The following is a 19,737-nucleotide window of genomic DNA, read 5'->3' as shown; positions in this document are numbered from 1 at the left end:
AGAGCAGACGTGGGATGCCGCAGGCTCAATATGCGGCGCACCTCAATCCGCCCGTCCGGATGGGGTGATCGCGGCCACTACGGCAGCGGCGGCCGGCCGCTGAAGTTCGACCCGCAGAATGACAAGGCTTGCGTAGATCGCGATGATCTCGGTCCGGGCCAAGAAGCAGCTTTCGCATGCAGCCGCATGCTGGTCGAAGTCCTTGAAGGCTCCGTATTTGACGTTGTCGTTCAGCACGGCGACCAGGTGACGGCAGTCCCGGCTGGGGGCCTGCGCGGCATAGGTACGGAGGTACGCCTCGTAGAGGCCACCGAGGGCTCGAGCGGACGGGGGTCCGCTGTGTCGGGGCTCAGTTCCGGTAGGGGTGTAGTGAGTCCGGCTTGTCTCCCGAGGGTGTGCAACAGGATTCTCTGCGACAGTTCGGGCAGGTTATGGAAGGCCTGCATCATGGGCGATTCGACTTCGTCAACCGCCGGCTCGGACACAGATCTCCTCCTGCGTAGGTGGGCTCTCCGGGTGGGCCCGGACTCCGCGGACAGGGCGTCCCCGCTCGGCAAATTGCGCCTTGGGTAGGGCCGGTCCCCAGGTGCCCGCAGAGAATCGACCTGTGAGTTGGGGACCTGCCTTCGTGGGCGGGGCCGGGCCGGGCAGTCCGCTGCCCGACCCGGCCCGGGTCCGAAAACCGGGCCCGAGAACAGCGTCAGCGGGCGCGATATGTGTAGACGGCGGTGGAGGCGGCGCACTCGCCGGGCGGGATCATCTCGACCCGCAGGGTGCGAGTGCGGGCGTCGTAGTCCACGCCTTCGGTCTCGAACCCGGTTCCCGCGCAGGCGGAGCGCTGCGGGAGCGGGAGGATGACGGAGACGTGGCCAGTGACGGGCTTGCCGTCGAGTGCCCGGCCGAGGTCCACCTGGAACAGCGGGCGCTCCACCGGCCACAGCGACAGGGTGCTGTCGTCGGAGGCGCACACCAGGCGCCTCGCCGAGACGAAGTCGCAGCCCTGGATGTCCCGTACGGGGTGGTCCAGGGAGATCCGGCCTGCCTCGGGAAGCTCGCCGCCACCCGCGGGCGCCCGGGTGTTGAAGACCGGTGCGGGAAAGACCAGGAGTCGGTCCTGCTGGTCCCACTCGCCCGAGACCAGCCACTGCGCGTCGGGGGAAACGGCGGCGAAGGAGTTGTTCATCCGCTCGTCGCCTTGGAGCTGATGCGTGTAGACGAGGCGCTTCCCGCCCGGGGTGGTGACGGCGAACATCTTGGCTGTCGTACCGCCATTGCCCTGGTAGGCGTCGAAGATGTGCTGGCGGGCGATCTCCGGGTCGCCGATGTGGGTCCAGCCCTGGTCTCTGAGGTCCTGGGGGATGGAGCCGCCGCCCCGGAAGAGCAGGCTGTGGTTGCTCCAGGACGCCAGGCCCTGCCCACCGGCCTGCGAGTCGACATACGAGACACCGGTCTCGGTCCACCGGTCAGCGGACGGGGAACAGGAGGCGACAGCGGTCGCCGTTCCACTGGCGGTGGCCAGGGCGAGTGCCCCGAGGAGTACGAGGAACTTCTTCATGGTTTTTCAGACCTTCGTCTCAGTAGAGAGGGGGTTGGTGCAGAACCACGTGTCGAGCCAGGGGTTGCCGTGGCCCGGCACGTGCGGAATCGGTCCGTTGGGGTCGGTCGAGGCGCCCCGGCATCCCGCCCGTTGCGCTTGCCGGCGCTGCCGCGCAGCCAGGGATGATGCTGTGCGGGCATGGCGGGTGTCTCTCTCCTCTTCGGGGGAACGGCGGGTGCTGGAGCGACAAGGAGGGTCCAGTCCGTGCGGTGGGTGCCCCGGCGCGACATGACGCGCCGGCAGGGGCGGGAGCCACATGGGGCGGGCTGAAGTCACCGTGGGCGACGCGGGTGTGGATCACCGGCAGTCGAGCGATATCGGTTCGCCGTGGTGCCCGGCAGCGCCATCACACAAGTGCCGCCGAAGAGCGACGCGGCCGCACCCGGAGCGGCTCGCACACGAGCGGGTCAGCACCTGTCACGAGAGCGCTCCGCTTCAGCGCTCAGTGGGCCGCTTCCGATCGGTGCGTGCCATCGGCTAAGACTCGGCCGGGAATTCTCATGCGCTTCATACCTTGCGGTCCGGTCGTCCAGTCGGGGTGGAGCAGCCTGCGCGCGATGGAGACGCCGACTTTCGAGATGCCGCCGAAATCCCTCCGCATGTCCGGCGGTGGCCTCCGACAGCCCCTCCCTTCACGTACACGCAACGGCCGGCCGCCCCACGGGGCGGCTGTCGGCCGGCGTCTGCAGCCTCCCGTAGCTCCGTACCTTCCGGGTGAATCGCCCCTTACTGTCAGGGGCGAGCCAGATGGCCGTCCGACGCCCGCTGGAGCGGCACCTACGGGTTGTCGAGAGAGCGTGCCTGAGGCGCAGCAGCACACCGCTGAGGGTGTCACCGTCCTTCCGGTTGCCGGGGATCATGGCACGAGCAGTGGTTCAACGGGCGGCACCTTCGCTGGCCCAGTCACGGGTCCGCCGGTGCGGAGCGCCTTGTCAGAGCTCCCTGAGAGACTTCCGACCATGACCTCGATTGATCATGAAGTGCGTACGTCGTGGGATCGCATCGATGCCTGGTTCAGGGACCGCCTCCACAAGCCCCCCATAAGACCGGCTGCGGACGAGGGTCAACTCCGCGCAGTCGAGGCAGATCTCGCGATAGCACTCCCCACCGAAGTACACGAGTGGTGGACCCTGGACGGTGTCAGCGCCGACTTCTGGATCCCTGGATCGTATGCTCCGGTGGGCTTGGACCAAGCCCTGGAGACGCGAGAGATCTGGTTGCTGGTCGCAGAACAGGAAGGGGCATCCTTCGACGCGAACGGTGAACCAGAGCCACGGTTCCTGCCGTCGTTCCTGCCGATTGCGATGAGCCCCGGCGGTGACGGACTCATCGTCGATCTGCGGCTCGGCGACTGCCATGGCGCAGTTCTCCTGTGGGACCACGAGACGTGGGTGCCCGGCGTGCCGCTGTGGAGCTCGGTGGGTGCCATGCTCCAAGACACCGCTGCCGCCCTCGAATCAGGGAAGCCGGCCTTGCTCCGGCACGCTGCCCTCGGCGGCACCGAGGAGGCCTGCGTCGCTGTCGTCGGAAACGCCGGCGAACTGGTCTGGGAAGCAGGTGAACACTGACGGCCTGCGCCCCCTGACCAAGGAGCCTTCTGTTTGACGGCTCCGGGCTCCTGCACACCCAGGGCGCGTACTTGGTTGTGATCACTAGGTGGTCCGAGTGAGGTGCACGATCCAGATATGGTGCCCCCGGAGTCAGGCATGAGGGGATCACGTTGGAGCGACGGAAGCTGATAGGGATCGGGGCGGGGCTGGCGGTCCTACCCGCCTGGTGGATCCTGCGTCAGGTGGCGAACGGGGCCAAGGGAGACTGGCACACCGACACCGCACCGCTGGAGCGGGCGTTCCCGTTGCTGGGCACGCTCACCGACGCCAAGTGGGTCAGTAGCCGTGACAACGACCGGGGCATACCATCTCCGGAGCTGGTGATCTCGGGCTTCGCCCGGCTGGTACCGGGGAAGGTTGCCGAGTTGACGGCGGCCCACGCCTTCGTCTCCGAGAGGCCGGCCGATGACTTCTCCTCGTGGTTCGAGAAGCCGCTCCAGGGAGAGGGTCCGGAGAACCCGCAGTGGACCCGGTCGCACGAACTCGACCGTGACGGCAGCGGCTATTCCACCAAGCTGTGGTTCGACCGTCGCAGCGACACCGTCCGATTCTGGGCACTCAACCCGTACGGCTAGGGCCTGCTGGATGTCGTGATCAACTTGTCGGTCCGGATCCGCCGGGAGGACGGATCCAGACGGATGAGTATCTGAGCTGGCGGAGTGTTGCCGGAACGTCATCCATGAGGCGCGTATGGGCGCGTGATGGAACCGGTAGCGTCGATTCGGCCGTCGTGGAGGGGGCGAGACCTGCACCGAAACTCTGCAGGTGCCTCGGAACCGGTTCTCCGGGGCCGCTGCCGAACGGGCTGCGGTGCCGTGTCGGCACGCACAACGCTGCGGAACCTTCCACGGTCCTTCAGCCGCATGGCCGGGCGTTCCACCAGATGCCAGGAGAGCATTGCCACGATCAGGGTGCCACCCAACGCGAGTCCCAGGTAGGCGCCGAATCCCCAGCGTGCGCCACCAAGTGTGGCGAGGGCTTGTTCCACGACGAAGCCGTAGATGTAGATGCCGTACGAGTAGTCGTGCGTGCGGCCTACTTTCTGGAGCGGCCTCGGCAGCCGGATGGCCAGCCACAGCAGTAGATACGCGTAGGCCGGAACCCCGATGGCGAAGAAGTAACCGTAGGAGAGGGTGATGAGAAGCGTCGCGGCGGCAAGTGCAGCGAGCGGGTCGCTGATCGGGACTCGCTCCTTGTACAGCTCGATCAACGAACCGAGGGCGAAGGCGAAGCCCAGGTAGACCACCCAGTCCACGTCGAGTGCGCCCATCAGGGGAACGTCGAAGGGCCCGCCGTGCTTCGCGGCGGGGGCTCCGGACATGTAGCGGTTCCCGATGGCGTCGCTCAGGACGAGCCAGCCCAGGAGCACGGTCACGGCGAGGACGGCGCGCCGGGCACGGGTCAGGGATCCGGTCAGGGCGAGCAGAGCCACCCCGAGATAGCAGAGCACCTCGTACTTGAGCGACCACAGGGCGCCGTCGAAGGCGTTGTTGAAGGCAAGGCCTTGGGCATGGGCTGTTTCCATGACGCCGGAGATGCCCCATTGACTGATACCGATGGCCCAGTTCGCCCGCAGGTAGGCGAGGGGTCCCTGGGGGTGCTGCCAGTAACCGGCGGTGCTCCCGTGCTGGCGCCAGTACAGCAGTGGGGCCACGCCAAGAGCGGTGACCGTGAGGCAGACCCACAGGCCGGGCAGCAGTCGAAGCGCGCGGTGCCACAGAAAGCGCCCGACGGGGAGCCGGTTTCCACTGCGCGTTATCAGGAGGCCGGACAGGACGAAGAAGCCGAACACCGCCAGGGATCCGAGGTCGATCTGGCCGCCGGAGAACGCGTATCCGAACTCGCGGTCCCCGAATCCGAGGATGCGCGCGTGAGAGACCACCACGGCGGAAGCCAGCAGCAGCCGCAGCAGGCCCAGGCTGTTGTTCCGGCGGGAGAAGAGGTCGGAGACGGTGCCCCGCGATCGAACAAGGCGTGACAAAACCGAGTCATGATGGTGCATGGTGCTCCTTGCCGAACGGCACCCAGGGGCCTGTTCGGTGAAAGGGCCGCGCCGTGACGACGGGCGCCGGCTGCGGGTCCTCGCTGGGGAGGATCGAGGGTTACTGGTCGCCACCTACGGGCGGCAGACCTGACGATGCGGCAGTTCGGCCGATGCCCGGGGCTCGAAGGGTCCGCGGACTTCGCCCAGCGGCAACGTCGCGTCGCTTGTAGCGATGCTGATCCCAGGACGGGACCCTTGCGCCCACCCGGGGATCGGGCCATCGTCGCGTCGGCGAAGGCAACAGGCGCGGGGCCTGACCGGGGCCTGCCGGCGGCTCGACCCGGCGGCCAACGGCGCTGCCCGCCGGGTCTGCAGGCGGTGATGCGGGCAGCGCAGGAGGCGTTCTCCGTATGGCGGGTCCGGCGGCGGGGCTCAGCCCTCGCCGATGCCGCTCTGGGAGACGGGGAAGCAGCTGGGCTCGCCCGGGGACAGCATGACCTCCATGGAGTACATCTTCTCCGGGTGCAGGACACCCTTGAGGGAGGGCTGCACCAGCACCAGGGAGTCACCGTGCGGGATGGCGCTGGGCCGGATCACCATCAGGCGTCCGTTCTTCGGGTCCTGCGAGGAGACCGTTTCGAGGTTGGCGTTGTCGGTGCGGACCTTGGCGTGGCAGGACTCCGAGGCCCGCAGGACCACGGCCGGCACACCCAGGCTGCGCAGCGCCGCCTGGAGCCCGGACACCTCTGCGCCCGTCACCTGGATGCTGACGGTCCCGTCCTTGCGCGGAACCACCGTGTAGGCGGCGTTACTCAGGACCGGCGCACCGCTGCCCGGCACGTGGGTGCTGGGGTCCGTTCCTGCTTGCGGTGCGGTGGTCGGGGCCGAGTGCGGGATCAGCGCCACCGCAGTGGCGGCTGCGGCCAGTCCCAGCGCGGTGACCGCGATCCGACGGGTGTGGCGCGGCCGCACCGGCACCGCTGCCGCGGGCGGCAGGGCCGCGGCGCGGGCGGTGAGCTCATCGGCGAGCTGCTGATGGAAGTGCGCGACGAACCCGAGCGGCTCATGAACCAGTGGCGCTATTGAATGCTCCGCTTTCACGGACGACTCCTTGAACGGACGAGCAATGCCTTACATCTCTACTTGGCTTGGCCGTCCAAAGGCGTTACACGTCCCCACCGCAACCAGCACCACCGCACACGTACCGGCACCACCGCCGCGGCCACCCCGATGCGTGCCCACGACCCGCCGCGACCGCATCCTGGCCCACGTGCGTGCTGTCGGTCTCGGCGCCCTGGGCTTCCTCGGCCTGGACCTAGTCGCCGTTGCCGCTGGTTCGGCTCAGGCGTCGCCGGTTCTTCTCGGCGCGGCGCAGCAGCCGGCCCGCAGTGAGTGTCACGGTCGCCGCCGCGCGGACCCAGCGCGGACCGCCGCGCTCCGCCCACACCACACATGCACACCCGCCGATGGCGAGCGTGAGAACCCCGAGCAGTACCAGTCCGATCATGTTTCCCCGCCCTGCACTCGTTCGTACGGTCCTGGTGATCCTCTCAGGCCGGGAAGGGGGGCGGGGACCGGTGTGCCAGCCCCCTGCCGCCCCCAGTCTCGCCGCAGCGGCCCACCGGCCGACGCCCCTCCCACGGCCGGCGCAGCCCCACCATGACCCGACCGCCAGCCCTCACCCCGCCCCGCCCCGCCGACACCAGGGACAGAGAAGTGGGGGCACGGCCGAGGGGAAGCCAGCCCCCAGTGCCGAGACCATACCCACCTACCAGGAGCTATGCGCGAGCCGGCTTGTTGAGTGCAGCGCTCTCCAACTGGTGGCCGAGCCCGGACAAGGAGGCCCTCAATGTCTGGCCCAACCCCTGGAGTTCATGCGGGGGCACTGGCCGAATCACGGCCGATGCGCGGGGCGGATGCACTGCAGATCGCGTTGGTGTATGTCTCCCAACACATCGGTGACCTGTATGCGGATATCGAGTACAGCAAGCCGCTCGACGGCCTTGGGCCCCAGCGCAAGCAGTTCCATGCCTTCTCGCGTTCTGCTCACCATGGGGATAGCCGCACCGGTTCCGAGGTGCAGCAGGAAGATGTCGCGGTCCCAGTCCAGATCCAATGCCATGAAGGAAGAAATCGCAGCATGCCAGGACATCCAGTCCGAGGGGATGTCAGCGGCCCCGGCGTGATCCGGTGCCGCACGTATCCGGTACTTCACGCGATGCACGACAGACCGTCCGCCGCCCGCGTTGACCAACATGACCGTTCGCAGCGAATCCGTCACCTCACGGCTACCGCCGACGGAGGCCGACCAACTCAGAGCCGGCTGCAGAGTCAGCGACAACTGAGTGCGGGTCACGATGATCCCGGTCAGCAGGACGACGATGGCCGCGCAGGTCGACGTGTCCAGCACAGTGAAACGCCAAGGCCACTCGCTACGGTCCTGTCCAGCCGCATTGGTCTTGACGATCTCCCAGCCAAGATCGGCCACCACCAGGGCCAGGAACGCCCTGGGCAGGAGCAACGTCCTGCCGCCCGTTGAGATCCTGCGTTGATCCCACGCCGCCTCCACCACACGCCCCCCAGTCCACACGTCTGCCTGGATACTCACCATGCAACGCACCGCATCCCCTGGGCAATGTGCCACCTGCAGAAGCCTGCAGGACCGATTCCGGCACGTCCGCGATCCACGCGATGCATACGTGTACGTCGTTCGCCCCTGAACGGTGGTGCACGACTGGTAAACCTCGCGGCCGCAGGGCAGCGGGTTTACCCTCCCTGGCAGCTGCCCCACCGGGCGCAGACCCTGATGGGGTTCGGCTGGCCGATGACCGGCCGGATGATGGCCGCGGGCCTGCGCCCGACCCTGTCCATCGACGACGTCCCCTCGGTGGGCGGCGACATGTTCGCCACGATGCGCACCGCCTTCGTCGTCCAGCGGGGCCTGGACGGCAGCCTCGACTCCCGTGACCTACTGGAGTTCGCCACCCTCGACGGAGCCCAGGCCCTCGGACTCGGCATCCGCACGGGAAGCCTCGCCCCGGGCAAGGACGCCGACGTGATCCTGCTGCGTACCGACGACCTGACCGTACTGCCGGTCACCGATCCCGCCGGGACGGCCGTCGCCTCCGGGCATCCCGGCCTGGTCGACACGGTTCTCGTCGCCGGGAAGGTGGTCAAGCGCGCCGGGGCACTGGTCGGCGTCGACCTGCCCGAGCTCAAGGCGCGGCTGGCGGCCTCCCGTGACCGGGTCACGGCGGCGGCCGGTGTGCCGCTGGACAGTACCTGGAGTCCGCAGCCCAGAGCCTGAGCGCACCTGTACCAGCAGGACGGGGATAGGGATGCCGTCAGCCGTAGAGCCGCCGAAAGACCTTCCACGGGCGCAGGGCCACGCGCCTCCCGACCGGCCCGGTCAGGAGGCAGCCTCTTCTGCGATGTCGTGCAGGGGGGCGCGGCGCCAGCGAAGTCCGGTGCCGTCCGCTTCCGTGAGCACCAGCAGGTGTGCGCCGGGAAGGAACGCTGTGGCGGCAATGGCCTTCAACAGGGCGGCGACCAGGGCGGTGCCCTCTTCTTCACTGACGGCCGGGGCAGCCGAGCCGATGCCCCGTATCTGATGGCGTACTTCGTCACGGTGGTCGGTAAGGGTGAACGTGAGGAACTGGGGCGCACTGCGCTCCCAGCTGACCTCCACGATCGTGTCGGCTCGCACCAACCGGTTTCCAAAGGCCACGCTCTGCGCCCGTACCCACACGTCTTGAGTTCCCACCAGTCTTCGCCCCCGATAGCTCTGGCTGCATCCAGGGTTTGATTCTGCTTTCTTGCGGCCGGTCAGGGGCGGACTTGGGAAAACGTTGGGCAGGATCCAGCCCGGTCCGGCCGACCAATCCCGTCGCAAGTGGACTACGCGCGGGCTTCGTTGGAACTCATGGTGAATCCCCGGCAGCGGCACATCACCGGTGGGCGCGACCGGGGATGTCGTGGTGTCCGCGGACCGTACCGCGCCCCCCGGGCGGGCATCTCGCCGCTCGAAGGGGCTTCCCTGGTGGTCACGGGCTCCCCACGGCGCTGATCGCACTGCGGGACCGCGTGCATCTCGCGGGCGGGAAGCGGGTCCCGTTGCGGGGCGCATCACCGTCGGGCTGTCTGCGTCGGCCGTAGCCGCGATCACCGCGTCGAGCGCGTACGGTGCCCGCCTCACGCACGTGCGCCACCTTCGACGTGCCGGGGATGAGCAGAATGTTCGGGGAACGCTGCAAGAGCCAGGCCAGCGCGACCGATATCGACGTCGCTCCCAAGCAGCCGAGGTGCTCGCCAACCGTGAAACCCACGAGACGCACACCACCTGACCACTCACACTGCTTCGGTCGTCGCTCGTCGCTCGTTGCCCGGGTCGCCCGTGGCCTGGCCGTGATTGTCAGAGCCCACCGGTACGGTCGGCGCATGAGAGCCACTGCAGCGTTCACTGTCAAAGCGTTCGTCCCGACTGAGCTGAAGCCCGAGCCGGCCGTGTCCACCGGGCTGCCGGTCAGTGTCGCGACGATGGAGAAGCACTTCGAGGGCGAGGCCGCAGGTCGCTCGGCGACCCTGTTCACTGCCGCGTTCGACCAAGCGACCGGCGTCGGAACGTATGTGGCCATGGAGTCGTTCGAAGGCTCCCTGCACGGACAGGAAGGTTCCTTCAACTTCGTACACTCGGCGACGACGTCCGGCAGCGACCGCACCGCGGAGTTCTTCACCATCGTGCCCTCCAGCGGAACCGGCGAGCTGACCGGGATCTCCGGTGCCGGAGGGATGGCCGTCGACACCGACGGCACGCATCGCATCTGGTTCGACTACCAGCTCGGCTGAACGGCGGGCTCTGGACCGGGGGTTGTTCCGAGCTGACCCCAGCGGCGCCGGCCAGGGGCTGCGCCCCTTCCGTGACCCCGACACGACCGAGGACGAGGAGGAGAACGAGTCCCTGGGCTGATCGGTCAACCGTCGGGGCCGGCTTGTCAGCTGTTCCCCGTGGGGCTGGGTCCGGAACCGCGGGCAAGTGGCGCCAGCATCAGCGCCGAGTCCGCATGGAGCGTGATGCGCACCGGTGTGAAGGTGGTGGCGTCCACCGGCGACTCCCCGGTGCCGGGATTGCGGGCGTAGCGCGGATGGGCGCCTCCGCTGATCTGCCAGCGTATGCGGTGACCGGCAGCGAAGCGGTGGGCGGTGTGACTCATCGGCACAGTGATCTGCGACGGCTCCTGCCCGTCCGTCCTCAGTCGGCCCAGCCCGTCGCAGATGTTGACGGAGCGGCCTTGTGCGTCCACGTCGCACAGGCGGGTGAAGATGTCGGCGTGGCCGGTGTCCGTGGAGATGCTCAGCCGTGCGGCGACCGGGCCGAGGATGTCCAGGGGCTCGGTCAGCGGGGGGCCGGTGAAGGTCAGTACGTCGTCCCGGACCTCCAGGGTGCTGTTGTCGCGAGGACCGGCCGTACGGGAGAGCAGCGGGCCGCCGAGAGAGGGGGTGGGGTCGCTCGGGTCGTAGCGGAACGACATCAGGGGTGCGGAATCCGGGGGAGCCTGCTGGGTGAGGTGCTTCTGCGCGGTGGGAAACCACGGGCTGCCGAGCGTGGCCGGCGGCCAGTCCTCGATGTCCCGCCAATCGTCTTGGCCGCCGACGTGCACGCGCACTCTTGTGGGACGGAGGCCTGAGGGATCGCCGTACAGGTGTGCGCGCAGCCAGGCGAGGCTCTCGGCGAACACCTCGGGCCACCCCTGCTGCAGCGCGGACGTGTGGGTCCAGGGGCCGACGAGCAGGGCGGTTTCGCAGCCGGCCTCACGTAGTCGGCGGTACTGCTCGAAGGTCTGGTCGCCCAGCACATCGTGCCATCCGGTGATCAGACTGGTCGGCACCTTCAGCCGCTGCGCCACCGCTGCCAACGACGCACCGCTCCAGTACGCGTCCTCGGCATCCGGGTGCGACATCACGTCGTCCAGCCAGGGCACATCGCCCCCGAGGGCGGGCACGTGCGCGCCGCGCAGCGGCTGCGCGGTGGTGACATCACGCAGGCGCCGCTGCAGACGCAGAGTCGCCTTCACGAAGCGTGCCATCCCCTGGTGCTGGTACGTCATGCCGACGCCGACGGCGAGGGCGTTCTCCAGGCGGAGCGCACCATCTGCGTGGAACAGGGCGTGAGGATCGTGCAGCCCCACCTGCACCACCATCGCCTTCAGCTCCGGTGGCGGTTCCACGGCCAGGGCCCACTGCACGTATCCCAGGTAGCTGGGGCCGATGGTCCCCAGTGTTCCGTTGAACCAGGGCCGCTCGCGCAGCCAGGACACTGTGGCCTGGCCGTCGGCGGCCTCGTTGCGCCACAGATCGAACTGGCCGCCGGAACCGCCGGTGCCGCGACAGCTCTGCAGCACCACGTGGAAGCCCTGTTCGGCGAAGAGCACGCCGTACATGGGAGACCACGGCAGGCCCCTGCCGTACGGCGAGCGCACCAAGAGGGTGGGGAAGTCGCCCTCGGCGCGTGGGAAGTAGTGGTCCGTGATCAACGGGCTGCCGTCGGCGGCCGGCACCAGCAGCCCCGGCTCCCACCCGACATCGTGCCGCTTGGCCGGGAGGCCGCGCCAGGTCGCCCTCATGATCCGTGAAGCCAGTGGCGGCTTACCGGAAGGCGGTGCCCAGGTCGGCCTCGTCGCAGAACCGTGCGTGCGTGCTGCCATCGTTCCCCTCCTCGTTATCCGTACGATGTACGAGAATAGCCCATGCTTGGATGAGGCCCGCAAGGGCCGCCTCGATCGAGGAAGGGAGCGCGGAGCATGCCCCGTACAGAAGAGGCCGGCACCCCAGGCGTCGACCCTGAACAGCTCTGGCTGGGCTCCACCAAGCCCCGCAGGGGCCGCAAGCCCACCTACAGCCGAGAGGCGATCACGGCGGCGGCCGTCGCCCTGGCGGACGCGGAGGGGCTCGAAGCGGTCACCATCCGGAAAGTCGCCGCAGCGGTCGGAGCCGGCGCCATGTCGCTGTACAGCTACGCCCCCGACAAGGAGACGCTGCTGGAACTGATGGTCGACCACGTCAGCGGCGAACTACCCACCGCGAACACGCCCACCGGCGACTGGCGTGCCGAGTTGAAGGCCATCGCCCACCTCCAGCGCGCCCACATGCTGCGACACCCCTGGCTGCCCGCAGCTCTGGCGGGCCGCCGCATCCCCGGCCCCAACACCCTGGCCTTCCTGGAACGCGCACTTGCCACCCTGCGGCCCACCGGGCTGGACGGTGCGGCGAAGCTGGAGGTCTTCGCCCAGCTCACAGCATTCGTGGCCGGGCACGTCGCCCATGAGATCGCGGGGGCCGCAGCCTTGCAGTCCCCCGACCGAATCGCAGCCGAAGTCCGCTACCTCACCGCTGTCGCAGCGGACGGCCGTCACCCGGAACTCGCCGAAGCCCTCGCCGCCCCCGGACGCCCCCTCACACCCGAAGCCACCTTCACCCGGTTCCTCAACCGCCTGATCGACGGCCTGGACACCGACTGATCCCGTTCCGCCGCACCACGCCCGTTCTCCACCGCTGCGCCCGTCCGGCGGCGGGAGCGGTGATGGACCTGCCGGCGGACGGGGCCTGACAGCCGCAGGTCCGCCTGTGTGGCGTCACCCCATGAGCGACGAGACCACGGCCAGGGCAGGTAGCGAGTTCTACACGTTCGACGGCCGGATCCTGGAGGTCTTCGGCGGCTATCCGAAGCAGTTCCACATCCGGGGTTTCCCGCAACTGTGGTTGAGGACGGCCAGGGTCCTGTCAGGGGTGAGAGTTCCTCCACAGATGCCGCTCGTCCAGGGTCCCGAACCGTACGTCCCCGTACTCCAGGATCGTTCGGCCGCGCGGTTCGGTTCCTCCGTCTCAACTCAGTTGCTCGGCCAGTCCGACGATGATGCCCTCCGGGCCCCGGAGGTAGCAGAGCAGATAGCTGTCCTCGAACCGGGCGATCTCGCCGACGAGTTCGGCGCCGTGAGGGCGCAGGCGGGCAACGGTGTCCTCGATGTCGTCGACGGCGAACATGACGCGGTGCGTGCCCAGAATGTTGTGCGGCCGGTTACGCGGCCCGGCGCTGATCGCTGCGGGGCTGCGGTACTTCGCCAGCTCGAGCCGGCTGTGCCCGTCCGGGGTCCGGACCATCGCGATGTCACAGCGGACGCCGTCGAGTCCGGTGCACTGGTCGGCGAAGAGGCCCTCGACCTGCGCCCTGCCCTCCAGCTCCAAGCCGAGTTCCACGAAGAACGCGATGGCGGCATCCATGTCCTCGACGACGATGCCGACGTTGTCCATCCGCTGAATCGCCATGCTGGCTTCTCCTTCTTCCTCGTGCGGCCGGAGGTGGCCGCTGATGCCCCTGGGACGGAGCCGGTGACACGTTCTCGACATCCGCAGACCGCCGAACTCCGAGAAATCTGGATCGCGCCTCAGCACCGCGACAGCAGACCCTCGAGCCAGCCGCCACCACCAAGGGTGCGTACGGCGCAGGTGGCCGCTCCCATGAAGACGATCAGTCGCAGCCTGCCGTCCCCGCTCGTCCATGCTTCCCCGACGATTCGCAGCGTGCGCGCTTGAGCACTGCGCCTCCCCCAATAATTCACCGTGCCGGGTCACCCTTGGCGGGTGGAGTTCGTCCCGCATCCGGCCCGTGGGCTCGATGCAGGGCAGCGGTACCTGCCGGTATCTCACTCGCCCAACGCCCCCACCCGGCCCCGGCCCGGGACGCCTTCGGGGCGCCGGTGATTGAAAGAGACCGGGCGATCGGCATACTCGGCACCATGACCGACGATACGTCCCGCGAAGCGCTGACCGTACCCGCCGCCCCCGAAACCGCCGCATGCGCCGCCGCTCTCGAAGTCGCCACCGCCTACTGCACCCCCGCGCTGCTCAACCACTCGATCCGGTCCTACGTGTGGGCCAGCGCGTACGCCGCGGACCGGGGCATCGAGCACGACGCCGAACTGCTGTACGTGGCCGCACTGCTCCACGACATAGGGCTGGTCCCGCAGTTCGACAGCCACACCGTCGCCTTCGACGAGGCCGGCGGGCACGTGGCCTGGGTATTCGGCGCCGGGGCCGGATGGCCGGTGGAGCGCCGGCAGCGGCTGTCCGACGTCATCGTGCGGCACATGTGGGACTCGGTGGACGTGCGGGAGGACCCGGAGGGCCATCTGCTGGAGCGGGCCACCGGCGTGGACATCTCGGGGCGGAACGCGGACGACTTCACCGCCGGGTTCCGAGCGGATGTGCTGGCCCGGCACCCGCGCGAGGGGCTCGCGGACGAGTTCCTGGCCTGCTTCCGTGACCAGGCCGCCCGCAAGCCCGACAGCTCCCCCGCAGCGGCCATACGGAGCGGTCTCGCCGACCGCGTCCTGGCAAAATCGCACCCCCTGGAGAGCTGAACGCAACAGCCGCCTCGAACTCCTCGCTCCCACACGGGCGGCCGGCCTCACAAGGATCGTGACCGACGTCCTGGAGTCATCGCCCCTGTGGGAGACCGGCGATGAACAGGGCCCCCGACGGGTTGGGGGCCGCGTGCAGGGTGCCGCCGTGCCGGGTGGCGATCTCTCGGGCGATGGCCAGGCCCAGCCCGGTGCCGCCGGTGCCGCGGGCGCGGGCGCCGTCCAGGCGGGTGAAGCGTTCGAAGATCCGCTCGCGGTCGGCGGGCGGGATGCCGGGGCCGTCGTCGCGTATCTCCACCCGGGCCAGGCCGTCGGTGCCGGAGGTGACGGCGATGTCCGTGACCGTGCGGGCGTGCCGCGCGGCGTTGTCGAGGAGGTTCCGCAGCAGCCGCTCCAGCTGCACGGCGCTGCCGTGCACGACGACCGGGTCGTCGGCGTGGAAGGTGAAGCGCAGCTTCTGGTGGATGCGGAGGTGGCGGAACTCCTCGACCAGGTCGTGGGTGAGCGCGGCGAGGTCGACGGGGGTGCCCGCGGGCGGAGCGGGGTCGTCCAACCGGGCGAGCAGGAGCAGGTCGTCGGTGAGGTGTTGGAGCCTGTCGATGTCGGTGAGCGCGTCCCGTACGGTCTCGGGCCAGTCCACGTTCTCGGGGTGGGCGAGGGAGGATTCGAGGGAGGCACGGAGGTTGGCGATGGGACTGCGCAGCTCGTGGGAGGCGTCGGCGATGAAGCGCTGCTGACGGGCGACGCCTGCGAAGACGCGGTCGAGCGTGACGTTGATGGTGCGGGCCAGCCAGGGAATCAGCGTGCCGATCTCGGGGACCGTGATCCGCTGATCGAGGGCGCGGCTGGCGGTGATCTCCTGCAGTTCGCGGTTGAGGATCTCGACCGGGCGCAGCGCGCTGCGGGTGGCGAACCGCACGATGGCGCCGACGAGGAGTCCGCCGCCGATGGCCAGGAGCCAGTTGGTGAGCGCGCCCCGGGGGTTCCACCCCCAGCGGTAGGACTGTCCGATCAGGACGAAGAACCACGCGGCCACGGCCATCAGGGCCGCGGCCGCGGAGCCGCTGACCAACAGCCGCCGGGGATGGCCCCGGCCCGCGCCCGGTGTGCTCCCTTCCCGTGGCCGCGCGGATACCCAGGTGGTGGCGGCGACGAGCAGCCCGGAGGCCGTGGCGGCTCCGCCCAGAGCCATCCACGACACGTGGGGGTGCGGCCGGTCGGTGCCTGACAGGACGACGGCGGGCAGCCAGCGCGCGTCGGCGAAGGTCACCAGTAGCGCGGTCGCGGCGGCGGCCGTCACCGCGCCCCGGCCGCGCGAGCTCCCGCCCAGCTGCCAGGTGGCAGCGGCCACGAACACGGCGGCCAGCAGTGCTCCCGGCGTCGCCACCTCTTCGATGAGCGCGAGAGCGCGGGCCTGACTTTCGAAACCGGCGTCGCTGCCGGCCGGTAGGGGCAGCACGGAGCTCATCAGCAGGAGGGCCGCAAAGCCCGCGCAGAGCACGGCGACGGTGCTGAGCCCCGCCACCGCGGCGAGGCGGTCCCGGCCCGCGCGGGTGTCAGCCACCGTCGGCCGCCAGCCGGTAGCCGCCGCCGCGCACCGTCTCGATCGCCGCGCGCCGGAAGGGCGCGTCGATCTTGCGCCGCAGGGCACTGACGTAGACCTCGACGATGTTGATGTCCCCGTCGTACGACACGTCCCAGACCTCGTCCACGATGTCGATCTTCGGGACGACCTCGCCCGGTCGCCGGGCCAGGCATTCCAGCACCGCGAACTCCTTGGCGGTGAGGGCGATCCGATGGTCGCCGCGTCCGCAGTTCCGCGCGGCCGGATCGAGCCACAGGTCGCCCAGGCGCAGCTGGGTGCGCACCCGCGGGCCGCCACGGCGCAGCAGGGCGCGGAGCCGGGCTTCCAGGACGACGTAGGAGAAGGGCTTGGCCAGGTAGTCGTCGGCGCCGGTGTCCAGCGCCTCGGCCTCGTCGTACTCACCGTTCTTCGCGGTGAGCATGAGGATGGGGGTGTTGACGCCGTCGCTGCGCAGGCGGGCACAGACCCGGTAGCCGTTCAGGCCCGGCAGCATGATGTCGAGGATGATCGCGCTGTACGCGTGCTCCCCCGCCATCCACAGGCCGATCCGCCCGTCGTGGGCGACGTCGACGGCGTACCCGGCGGCCTCAAGACCGCGCTTGAGGGACGCGGCCAGCCGCTCCTCGTCTTCGATCACCAGCACTCGCATGATCGCCAGTATCCCCGGACCGCGACGTTCTCCCTGAAACGATCTTCAGGAAGCTTCAGCCTCTCCTCAGCAGGTTAAGGGCAGTGTCAGTACGTGACCATCACGACCAGCACCCTGCCCGACACCCCGACGGCCGCCGCACCCCCAGCCCGCAGCCGCCTCCGGCGCCGCGTCCGCGCGGTCCGGCCCGCCGCCACCCTGGGGCTCGCGTCCTTCGCCCTCTACGCCCTCTACGCGCTCCGCCATCACGCCCGCTTCGACACCGGCGCCTACGACTTGGGCATCTTCGGCCAGGGCGTCCGCGCCTACGCCGACCTGCATCCGCCTACCTCGCAGATCCGCGCGGCGACCGCCGGGCCAGGGCTGCAGGACGTCGCCTTCCCGCTGCTGGGGGACCATTTCCATCCGATCCTCGCCATCCTCACCCCGCTCTACGGACTGTTCCCGCACATCGAGACCCTGCTGATCGCCCAGGCCGCGCTGGCGGCGTGGTCCGTCTACGTCGTGACGCGCAGCGGCGGCCCGTTGATCGGCACCGCGTACGCGCTCAGCTGGGGCATCCAGAACCTCATCGGCTTCGACTTCCACGAAGTGGCCTTCGCCCTGCCCTTGCTGGCCCTCGCGCTCGCCGCCTACCTCGAACGCCGCTGGACCGCCTGCGCGGCCTGGGCATCAGCACTGCTGCTGGTCAAGGAAGACCTGGGGGCCACGGTCCTGGTCCTGGGACTGCTCCTGCTGTGCCGAGGACCAGGAACCGCCCGCCGGGCGGGGCTGACGCTGTGCGTGCTGGGGCCCGCCGCGGCAGCGCTGGCCGTGCTGGTCGTCATCCCGCATGTCAACCCCGGCGGCGGCTACGTCTACCTCGGCTCGCAGAACCCAGCCGGCACCCTGGCCGCCGGCGGCACGAAGGCCCTGACGCTCCTGATGACCCTGCTGCCCACCCTGTTCCTCGCCGCCCGCAGCCCGCTGCTGCTCCTGGCCCTGCCGACGCTCGCCTGGCGCTTCCTGTCGGACAACCCCTCGTACTGGGGCATCTACTTCCACTACTCGGCGGTCCTCATGCCCATCGTGTTCTTCGCCCTGATCGACGCGGTCTGCCGGGGCAAGGCGGCGTCGCGGTTCCGTGGCCGCATCCCGCTCGCCGTGGCGCTCACCGCTGCCGCGATCGGCGCCTTCTTCCCGCTGGCCCGGATCGTCACCCCCGGCTTCTGGTCCGACACCCCGCGCATCACGGCCGCCCGGCAAGCCGTCAGCCTGATACCCAACGGCGCCCCGGTCGCCGCCTCTCACAACCTCGCCCCCCACCTCACCAACCGCGCCAGCGTCTTCCTCTTCGCCCCGGACATCACCGACATCCGCCGCCAGCCGGTCGACTGGATCGTCTCCGACACCGAGCGCACGGGCATCGGCACCCAACCCGGCCCCTCCGAGGTCAGCGGATTCCGCCAGGTCTTCGCCGCGCACGGTTATGTGGTACTGCGCCGGAAGTGACGCAACACCGCCCAGCAATATGGGACTGCTTCGGGCGGCTGGACTCACGCGCGCTGGCGTTCGTCCCACTGCCGGACCAGCTCCTCGATAGCATTGGCGCTGATGGGAGCGCTCATCGGCAAGTTGCCGCTCTGGTCGTAGAACGTCGCGGTGGCATGGCTACCGGTCTGCTGGTTCCAGTGGGGCCCATCGCCCTCCCAGCTCGACACCGAGTGGGTGGCGCACGGGTCGAACGGAACACCTCCTCTTGTCTGCGTGGTCATGCCGGTACTTCCAGGTGATTCAGGTGGGTCGTGTCGCCGAACCGGGCCAGGTGCAGCCGGGTGCCGTCGCCGGTCCATGTGGACACCGATGCGTTCGGCACCAGGGTTGTCCCGTCCGGCCGGGCCGCGCCGATGCCGGCAATCACGTAGCGCAGGGCCACGACGACGGCGTCGTGAGCGACGAGCAGCACCCGCTGCCCGACCGCCGCAGCGTTGAGTTCGGCGAACAGATCACGGACGCGCAGCGCGACGTCGGCAAGCGACTCGCCGCCCGGCGGCCGGTAGGCCCATTCACCGACCCGGGCGCGGCGCTCGGCCTCCTGCGGCGCCCGGTCCAGGATCACCTCCGGAGTGTGCAGTTCGAAGATGCCCATCTCCCGGTCCCGCAGCCGCTCGTCGACCAGCAGCAGCGGCGGCACGTGCCCAAGCGCTGCTGCGGTCTCTGCCATGACCGACCAGGTCTGCCGGGCTCGCAAGTAGGTCGAGCAGACGACGCGGCCCGGACGGTGACCCGGAGGGAGAGCGGCCAGCCACTGGCCCAGCGCCTGGGCCTGCTGCACTCCCCCGACAGACAGCGGCACCGCGGCGTCGGTACCGGCCAACGGTAAATCGATCGATCCGGTGCGGGCGGCCTCGGCGAACGCCACGTTAGCGGTGCTCTGACCGTGCCTCACAGCGAAGACCTGTCCCAGCGCGCACGACGCGGCCAACCCTTCCGGTCGCGTCACCGGGTGCCTGCTGCGGCCGGGGCGTCGACGTGCACGACATCCGTCTCCTCGATCGGGGTCACGGGAGGCACCAGCTTCGGGTCGGAGGATGGCTCCGGCGGTTCGATGCCCTTGGGAGCTTCCGTCATTCCGTCAGGATTCACCTGCCGAGATGATTCGTCAGGCGAATCCTGAGAGGACGAGGAAGTGGCCGAATCGCGTCTTCATCCTGCGGGAGGCCATGCGGTGCTCAGTACATTGCAATCGCCGCCCAGGTAGGGCAAACCGACGAAATGCAGGTCCCGACGTGGTGCAACGCGCAGAGCCAAGCTGGGCCAACTGGCCGGGCGGCCACCGCGACTCGCGTGTGTGATGGGATCACGGGCCGGCACGCCCCAGCCTCAGATATCTGGATCTTCGGCACCCTGGGGCCCGACG

Annotated in this window: 21 protein-coding genes and 1 pseudogene; 7 read left to right on the top strand and 15 right to left on the bottom strand. The window is 69.4% G+C overall.

Features of this window, described 5'->3' with window-relative positions:
• Positions 1–42 precede the first annotated feature (42 nt).
• Complete coding sequence (locus C8250_RS41250) at positions 43–237, bottom strand: hypothetical protein (RefSeq protein ID WP_138351888.1); 195 nt, start codon at positions 235–237, stop codon at positions 43–45.
• 463 nt (positions 238–700) lie between these two features.
• A complete protein-coding gene (locus C8250_RS41245) occupies positions 701–1,555 on the bottom strand; it encodes a hypothetical protein (protein ID WP_138351889.1) in 855 nt (284 codons plus the stop codon).
• A 1,001-nt stretch (positions 1,556–2,556) separates the two neighbouring features.
• On the opposite strand from C8250_RS41245, the gene C8250_RS41240 reads away from it, so the two are divergent.
• A complete protein-coding gene (locus C8250_RS41240; RefSeq protein WP_187145195.1) occupies positions 2,557–3,165 on the top strand; it encodes an SMI1/KNR4 family protein in 609 nt (202 codons plus the stop codon).
• 152 nt (positions 3,166–3,317) lie between these two features.
• Positions 3,318–3,782, top strand: coding sequence for a hypothetical protein (locus C8250_RS41235; protein ID WP_232486248.1), 465 nt, complete (start codon positions 3,318–3,320; stop codon positions 3,780–3,782).
• A gap of 98 nt (positions 3,783–3,880) precedes the next feature.
• Here the strand turns inward: C8250_RS41235 and C8250_RS41230 are convergent, their stop codons facing one another.
• The 4 genes from C8250_RS41230 to C8250_RS41215 all read right to left on the bottom strand — a co-directional run bounded on the left by C8250_RS41230 (position 3,881) and on the right by C8250_RS41215 (position 7,802).
• Complete coding sequence (locus C8250_RS41230) at positions 3,881–5,209, bottom strand: acyltransferase (RefSeq protein WP_138351891.1); 1,329 nt, start codon at positions 5,207–5,209, stop codon at positions 3,881–3,883.
• Between the two features lie 414 nt (positions 5,210–5,623).
• Positions 5,624–6,292: a hypothetical protein gene (locus tag C8250_RS41225; RefSeq protein WP_138351892.1), complete on the bottom strand. Its 669-nt coding sequence runs from the start codon at positions 6,290–6,292 to the stop codon at positions 5,624–5,626.
• 214 nt (positions 6,293–6,506) lie between these two features.
• Positions 6,507–6,698 (bottom strand): hypothetical protein, encoded by a 192-nt coding sequence (locus C8250_RS41220; protein WP_138351893.1) that lies wholly within the window; start codon positions 6,696–6,698, stop codon positions 6,507–6,509.
• A 387-nt stretch (positions 6,699–7,085) separates the two neighbouring features.
• A complete protein-coding gene (locus tag C8250_RS41215) occupies positions 7,086–7,802 on the bottom strand; it encodes a hypothetical protein (protein WP_138351894.1) in 717 nt (238 codons plus the stop codon).
• Positions 7,803–7,826: 24 nt separating this feature from the next.
• Between C8250_RS41215 and C8250_RS41210 the strand changes: the two genes are divergently transcribed.
• Entirely contained in the window at positions 7,827–8,498 is a 672-nt protein-coding gene (locus tag C8250_RS41210) for an amidohydrolase family protein (protein ID WP_138351895.1), read from the top strand.
• Between the two features lie 102 nt (positions 8,499–8,600).
• Here C8250_RS41210 and C8250_RS41205 read toward each other — a convergent pair whose 3' ends face one another.
• Both C8250_RS41205 and C8250_RS41200 read right to left on the bottom strand, forming a co-directional pair.
• Positions 8,601–8,897: a hypothetical protein gene (locus C8250_RS41205; protein ID WP_138351896.1), complete on the bottom strand. Its 297-nt coding sequence runs from the start codon at positions 8,895–8,897 to the stop codon at positions 8,601–8,603.
• 484 nt (positions 8,898–9,381) lie between these two features.
• A pseudogene (locus C8250_RS41200) lies at positions 9,382–9,483 on the bottom strand (oxidoreductase); the annotation flags it as partial.
• 145 nt (positions 9,484–9,628) lie between these two features.
• On the opposite strand from C8250_RS41200, the gene C8250_RS41195 reads away from it, so the two are divergent.
• Positions 9,629–10,036 (top strand): DUF3224 domain-containing protein, encoded by a 408-nt coding sequence (locus C8250_RS41195; RefSeq protein ID WP_138351897.1) that lies wholly within the window; start codon positions 9,629–9,631, stop codon positions 10,034–10,036.
• Positions 10,037–10,182: 146 nt separating this feature from the next.
• Here C8250_RS41195 and C8250_RS41190 read toward each other — a convergent pair whose 3' ends face one another.
• Positions 10,183–11,811, bottom strand: a complete 1,629-nt coding sequence (locus C8250_RS41190) for a CocE/NonD family hydrolase (RefSeq protein WP_138351898.1) — start codon at positions 11,809–11,811, stop codon at positions 10,183–10,185.
• A gap of 177 nt (positions 11,812–11,988) precedes the next feature.
• Here C8250_RS41190 and C8250_RS41185 point away from each other — a divergent pair, with 177 nt between their 5' ends.
• A complete protein-coding gene (locus C8250_RS41185; RefSeq protein WP_138351899.1) occupies positions 11,989–12,705 on the top strand; it encodes a TetR/AcrR family transcriptional regulator C-terminal domain-containing protein in 717 nt (238 codons plus the stop codon).
• Between the two features lie 364 nt (positions 12,706–13,069).
• Here the strand turns inward: C8250_RS41185 and C8250_RS41180 are convergent, their stop codons facing one another.
• Positions 13,070–13,510 carry a VOC family protein gene (locus C8250_RS41180; protein ID WP_138351900.1) on the bottom strand — a complete coding sequence of 147 codons (441 nt, stop codon included), beginning with the start codon at positions 13,508–13,510 and terminating at the stop codon, positions 13,070–13,072.
• A gap of 470 nt (positions 13,511–13,980) precedes the next feature.
• On the opposite strand from C8250_RS41180, the gene C8250_RS41175 reads away from it, so the two are divergent.
• Positions 13,981–14,604, top strand: coding sequence for an HD domain-containing protein (locus C8250_RS41175; protein ID WP_138351901.1), 624 nt, complete (start codon positions 13,981–13,983; stop codon positions 14,602–14,604).
• Between the two features lie 76 nt (positions 14,605–14,680).
• On the opposite strand, the gene C8250_RS41170 is transcribed toward C8250_RS41175, so the two are convergent.
• Both C8250_RS41170 and C8250_RS41165 read right to left on the bottom strand, forming a co-directional pair.
• Complete coding sequence (locus C8250_RS41170) at positions 14,681–16,168, bottom strand: HAMP domain-containing sensor histidine kinase (protein ID WP_244809721.1); 1,488 nt, start codon at positions 16,166–16,168, stop codon at positions 14,681–14,683.
• Positions 16,161–16,838, bottom strand: coding sequence for a response regulator transcription factor (locus tag C8250_RS41165; RefSeq protein WP_138351902.1), 678 nt, complete (start codon positions 16,836–16,838; stop codon positions 16,161–16,163). Before C8250_RS41165 ends, C8250_RS41170 begins: the two co-directional genes overlap by 8 nt.
• Before the next feature lie 93 nt (positions 16,839–16,931).
• On the opposite strand from C8250_RS41165, the gene C8250_RS41160 reads away from it, so the two are divergent.
• Positions 16,932–18,329 carry a DUF2079 domain-containing protein gene (locus C8250_RS41160; protein ID WP_138351903.1) on the top strand — a complete coding sequence of 466 codons (1,398 nt, stop codon included), beginning with the start codon at positions 16,932–16,934 and terminating at the stop codon, positions 18,327–18,329.
• Positions 18,330–18,373: 44 nt separating this feature from the next.
• Here C8250_RS41160 and C8250_RS41155 read toward each other — a convergent pair whose 3' ends face one another.
• From C8250_RS41155 to C8250_RS44595, 3 genes are read right to left on the bottom strand one after another with little or no spacing between them, the layout of a single operon-like run.
• Complete coding sequence (locus C8250_RS41155) at positions 18,374–18,592, bottom strand: hypothetical protein (RefSeq protein WP_138351904.1); 219 nt, start codon at positions 18,590–18,592, stop codon at positions 18,374–18,376.
• Positions 18,589–19,266: a histidine phosphatase family protein gene (locus C8250_RS41150; RefSeq protein ID WP_274599432.1), complete on the bottom strand. Its 678-nt coding sequence runs from the start codon at positions 19,264–19,266 to the stop codon at positions 18,589–18,591. The genes C8250_RS41155 and C8250_RS41150 overlap by 4 nt, the downstream gene beginning before the upstream one ends.
• Positions 19,267–19,316: 50 nt before the next feature.
• A complete protein-coding gene (locus C8250_RS44595; RefSeq protein WP_274599417.1) occupies positions 19,317–19,448 on the bottom strand; it encodes a hypothetical protein in 132 nt (43 codons plus the stop codon).
• Between the last annotated feature and the right edge of the window lie 289 nt (positions 19,449–19,737).

Source organism: Streptomyces sp. So13.3 (genome assembly GCF_005860785.2).
GTDB lineage: Bacteria > Actinomycetota > Actinomycetes > Streptomycetales > Streptomycetaceae > Actinacidiphila > Actinacidiphila fildesensis.
The sequence above is the reverse complement of the archived record's forward strand: the minus strand, read 5'-3'. Positions and strand labels throughout refer to the sequence as shown.

Coding starts and splice junctions, on each gene's coding strand:
- C8250_RS41245 (WP_138351889.1), bottom strand. CDS start 1,555: ATGAAGAAGTTCCTCGTACTCCTCGGGGCACTCGCCCTGGCCACCGCC.
- C8250_RS41240 (WP_187145195.1), top strand. CDS start 2,557: ATGACCTCGATTGATCATGAAGTGCGTACGTCGTGGGATCGCATCGAT.
- C8250_RS41230 (WP_138351891.1), bottom strand. CDS start 5,209: ATGCACCATCATGACTCGGTTTTGTCACGCCTTGTTCGATCGCGGGGC.
- C8250_RS41220 (WP_138351893.1), bottom strand. CDS start 6,698: ATGATCGGACTGGTACTGCTCGGGGTTCTCACGCTCGCCATCGGCGGG.
- C8250_RS41215 (WP_138351894.1), bottom strand. CDS start 7,802: ATGGTGAGTATCCAGGCAGACGTGTGGACTGGGGGGCGTGTGGTGGAG.
- C8250_RS41210 (WP_138351895.1), top strand. CDS start 7,827: ATGTGCCACCTGCAGAAGCCTGCAGGACCGATTCCGGCACGTCCGCGA.
- C8250_RS41195 (WP_138351897.1), top strand. CDS start 9,629: ATGAGAGCCACTGCAGCGTTCACTGTCAAAGCGTTCGTCCCGACTGAG.
- C8250_RS41190 (WP_138351898.1), bottom strand. CDS start 11,811: ATGAGGGCGACCTGGCGCGGCCTCCCGGCCAAGCGGCACGATGTCGGG.
- C8250_RS41185 (WP_138351899.1), top strand. CDS start 11,989: ATGCCCCGTACAGAAGAGGCCGGCACCCCAGGCGTCGACCCTGAACAG.
- C8250_RS41180 (WP_138351900.1), bottom strand. CDS start 13,510: ATGGCGATTCAGCGGATGGACAACGTCGGCATCGTCGTCGAGGACATG.
- C8250_RS41175 (WP_138351901.1), top strand. CDS start 13,981: ATGACCGACGATACGTCCCGCGAAGCGCTGACCGTACCCGCCGCCCCC.
- C8250_RS41165 (WP_138351902.1), bottom strand. CDS start 16,838: ATGCGAGTGCTGGTGATCGAAGACGAGGAGCGGCTGGCCGCGTCCCTC.
- C8250_RS41155 (WP_138351904.1), bottom strand. CDS start 18,592: ATGACCACGCAGACAAGAGGAGGTGTTCCGTTCGACCCGTGCGCCACC.
- C8250_RS44595 (WP_274599417.1), bottom strand. CDS start 19,448: ATGACGGAAGCTCCCAAGGGCATCGAACCGCCGGAGCCATCCTCCGAC.